At 71.9% G+C, this 4,185-nt stretch carries 2 protein-coding genes and 1 pseudogene; all 3 read left to right on the top strand.

The genetic code is table 11. The annotated features are described in order from the left end of the window. The first annotated feature begins 450 nt into the window (after positions 1–450). Positions 451–2,241: an acyl-CoA dehydrogenase gene (locus tag ACWDZ6_RS33290; protein ID WP_451505817.1), complete on the top strand. Its 1,791-nt coding sequence runs from the start codon at positions 451–453 to the stop codon at positions 2,239–2,241. Positions 2,242–2,269: 28 nt separating this feature from the next. Next, complete coding sequence (locus ACWDZ6_RS33285; RefSeq protein WP_451505816.1) at positions 2,270–3,097, top strand: 4'-phosphopantetheinyl transferase family protein; 828 nt, start codon at positions 2,270–2,272, stop codon at positions 3,095–3,097. Positions 3,098–3,611: 514 nt separating this feature from the next. Beyond that, a pseudogene (locus ACWDZ6_RS33280) lies at positions 3,612–4,185 on the top strand (hypothetical protein); the annotation flags it as partial.

Raw genomic sequence — 4,185 nt, 5'->3', positions numbered from 1 at the left:
GTTAATCAACTTGCTTGCCCCCCCCGCCCATAACTGTTTCTCCCCCCCAACGCCGGGGTTCCGGCCCCCCCCCCCCCGTGGCTTTCCGACACGCGGCCCCCCCCCCCCCGCAAAGGACGGGCGCGGCAGCCTTTCGCCGTCTGCGGATACGCCCGGCAAGGATTGGTCACCTTTCCCTTCATGGGGATTGCTTCACACGCTTGAAACCCGCTCGAGGATTGCTTGATTATTGCTTCAGGAACGGTCGACAATCGTCCTTCACATACTCGGGGTCGATCGGTGAAAAAGCCTGGGACGGCGCTGTGTTCAGCGAATTCCGGCCGAATCGTCCGGACGGCTTCCGGCGGCCGTGCACGCCTTCCATGGCGGGAGCCGAGCCGTCTTCCAGTGCCGTTCGAGTACCGGCGGCGAAGGTGTGGGTACGGGCGCGGGACAGGCGCGCATCATGCGATGAGGGAGTTGACCGCCGCCGCCATGACCGCCGCCGAGACCACCGAGACCACCGAGAACCCGGCCGGCGCGCGCAGCCGGTGGGAGGCCGACGCCCTCGTGCGCGCCGCCCGCCTCGAACGCCGGCTCGGTGATCCCTACGACCCGGCCAACCCGCACGGTCTGCGCGCCCTGTTCGCAGCGGACGAACGGCGCACACCACCCGCGGAGACCGAGCAGCTGCTCCTGGGAACCGGCCTCGGGGCCGAGTTCGTGCCCGCGGAGTACGGCGGACGGCTGCTGCGCGCCGATCTGCTCGCCCGCGCCCTGCGCCCTGTCTTCCGGCGCGACGTCGCGCTCGGCTTCGGCTTCGGCATCACCTCGCTGTTCGCCACCTCGGCGGTCTGGGCGGCGGGCACGGAGGAACAGCGCCGAAGCACCGCCGACCTGCTGCTCGACGGTGGCCGGGCCACGATCCTGCACCACGAACTCGCCCACGCCAACGCGATCCTGCGGCATGAGTTCACCGCACACACCGCACCGGGCGGCGGCTATCTGCTCCACGGCCGCAAGGACGTGATCATCAACGCGTCGCGTGCCGACATCTACGTCGCCTACGCGCGCACCGACCCGGCGCGCGGACCGCGCAGCCATTCGGTGCTGCTCCTCGACCCCACGCAGCTGCCCGCCGGCCGGGTGCGCGGGCTGCCCCGTATCGCCACACCCGGCATGCGCGGCGCCCTGTTCTCCGGGCTGGAGTTCGACCAGTGCGCCGTCCCCGGCGGTGCACTGGTCGGCCGCACGGGCGAGGGCGTCTCCCTGGCCCTGCGCACCTTCCAGATCAACCGCAGCCTGATCTGCGGCGTCGTCACCGCGGCCGCCGACACCGTGCTGCACTCCGCGGTGCGCGCCGTCACCACCGGCCGCAGCGCTCCCGTGGCCCGCCGCTGGCACAAGCCGCTGGCGGGCGTCTTCGCCGATCTGCTGGCCTGCGACAGCATGGCGACCGTCGCGCTGCGCGCGCTCAGCCTGCTGCCCGACCGTGCCCATATGCTCGCCGCCGCCGTCAAATACGTGGTGCCCGACCTGCTGCGGGAGGACCTGGAGGAGCTCGCCGCCGTGCTCGGCTCGCGCGGATTCGAGCTCGACAGCCCCGAGTTCGGCGCACTCGACAAGCTGGCACGCGATCTTCCGGTGGCCGGACTCGGCCATGCCGGAACCGCCTCCTGCCAGGCCGTCATCGTCCCGCAGCTGCGCACCCTGGCCGAGCGGGCCTGGTTCGCCGAGGAGGAGCCGCCCCCCGAGCTGTTCCGCAAGGGCGCCGAACTGCCCTGCCTGGACTACCGGTTGCTGGGCATCGCCGACGGTGGCGACTTCATGGCCGCCTCCCTGACCGCTTCCGCCGCCAGACTCGCCGCGTCCCGTGGCGTCGGCGGCCGGCTGACCGTACTCGCCGACCTGGCCGAAGGCTTCGTCACCGAACTGCGCGCCCTGCGCGAACAGTGCCGACAGCTGCCGGACTTCGGCACCACCGGCCCGCCGGGTCCCGCGGCGTGCGTACTCAGTGACCGCTACTGCCTGGTGGTCGCCGCAGCGGCGGTCCTCGGCATCTGGGAGGGCCAGGACGGCACCGACCCCTTCCTCGCCGACCCCGCCTGGGCGGTACTCGCGCTGTCCCGGCTCGGCGCGCGGCTCGGGATTCTCGTACCCGAACTCACCGACGACTGCCTGGGACAGGTGCTCGAGGAGCTGATCCGCCGCTACCGGACCGGCAGCAGCTGCGACCTGGACGCCACGGAACTCGCCCGGTGAGCACAGCGGGAAAAGGGAGCGAACACGGATGACGGACACACAGCGCATCACGGCGCCGATCCACGTCGGTGGCCCGGACGGGCCGTGGCACGAGGTGTACGAGGGAATGGAGCAGAGCGGCAACGCGGTGGTGTACACGACATGGGGCGAATGGCTCCCCTTCGCCGTCGTGGACCCCGCGCTACGCCCGCTCCTCGGCCGCGACTGGCAGCGCTACCGCCGCACTGCCGACCCCACGGTCCGCTACCGCTTCGTCGCCTCACGGCTGGCCCTCAAATTCACCGCGGCAGCCGCACTGGACACCACCCCCGCCGAGCTGGACCTCGCGTACAAGATCGGCGGCCGGCCGTATCTGCGCGGCCTCGACCAGATCGACGTGAGTCTCACCCATACCGACGACCTGATCGCCGTGGGTATCAGCCGCAACGGCAGGATCGGCGTCGATGCCGAACCGTCGAGTCGGCCGATGTCCTTCGAACTGCTCAACAGCCATGTGTGCACGCCCGCGGAACGCCTGGAGCTCGAAGGTCTGCCCGAGGGCCGGCGGGCGGCCGGGATGCTGCGTCTGTGGACCCTCAAGGAGGCCTACACCAAGGCGATAGGCCAGGGACTGCGCCTGGGCTTCACCGAGTTCGGCTTCGGTCCCGGCAGTGGCGGACTGCTCGCCCCCGACGGCACCGCGGCGGCACGTGGCGAGTGGGCGTTCTCCACCCATGAGGTGCTGGGGCGCTATCTGGTGAGCGTGGCCTGCCACGACGCGGGCCTCGACACCTCACGCGACACCGCGGCGCGGACCATGCTCGACGAGGGGTTCATGGGTGCGGTCACGGAGCTGCTCGCCCCCGGCTCCGCCTGACGCCCGCGGTCGCCGCGGGCGGACACCGCGACCCCATGAGCCGCCGAATCAACGCCGCCTGAGAAGCATTCGGGCCGCAGTCCAGTCCCGCTGGAGAAAACAGGTCCTTTGCCCCACTTGTGGCTACCGTGCTGCTGATGGCCGCGACGCGAGGAGGGCGCCATGGCAGAACGGAGCCCCCCGTCACCCCCGGCCCGTCGCGCGCCCTTCCGGTGCTTCCCGGTGGTGCGCCGCCTCCGCACAGGACGCACCACCGGAGCCGATCCCTCCCTACGCGCGACCGTTCACGCCTTCGGCGCAACGGCAGCGCCGACCCGCTGAACGCCGCGCGGAAAGGCGGGCCGAAGCCCGGCCGACCGCCGTGTCAGCGGCATGTCAGCCCCGTATGGGTCGCCTTTCGCATACTCGTTCCGCGCTCGCAGAGAGGAGTGAGGGGTTTCTCAGCACGAAGCCGCAGACCATGACGCGGATGTGCGCACCCCGGACAGCGATGACCGCAAACTGCTCCTCAGACGTGGCGATGACCGTGGTCGTCGACCCCGGGCAGCCTCCCTACGACACCCCGCCCGTGCTGGAACTGCGCGGCCCCGTGGACCCCGCCCGCATCGAGGCGGCCCTCGACCGGGCCGCGGCGCACCAGGGCGAGGGGAAGGCCTGGCAGCACCGGCTGCTGCGGCACGGCCCCGACCACCACACGCTGCACCTCAGCACCGAGGCCGAAGGCGTACCCGCCGGCTTCCCGGCCGGCCTGCTGGCCGACCTGCTCACCCTCGCGCTCGTCACCACGTCACCCCTCGCCCCCGCCCAGTACGCGGCGCTGCGGGCCGCCCGCACCGGGACACGCCCCCGTTACGAGTCCGCCGTACTGGAAGCACGCGGCGCCCTCGATCCCGTAGCGCTGCGGCATGCCCTGCACGCCGTCGTCGCCGCCCACCCCCTGTTGTCGGCCAGTCTGGACACCCGCTCCGGTGGACGGATGACCTGCCACCCGACGCCCCGGGCCGCCCACGAGCTGCTGTGGGAGGAGGAGTTCACCGACGAGGCCGGGGTGCGGCGGGCGGTCGCCGCCGCGGGCCGCAGCCTCGACC

This window comes from Streptomyces sp. NPDC002926 (genome assembly GCF_053591755.1).
This window is presented reverse-complemented; position numbering and strand designations above follow the sequence as displayed.

Coding starts and splice junctions, on each gene's coding strand:
- ACWDZ6_RS33290 (WP_451505817.1), top strand. CDS start 451: ATGAGGGAGTTGACCGCCGCCGCCATGACCGCCGCCGAGACCACCGAG.
- ACWDZ6_RS33285 (WP_451505816.1), top strand. CDS start 2,270: ATGACGGACACACAGCGCATCACGGCGCCGATCCACGTCGGTGGCCCG.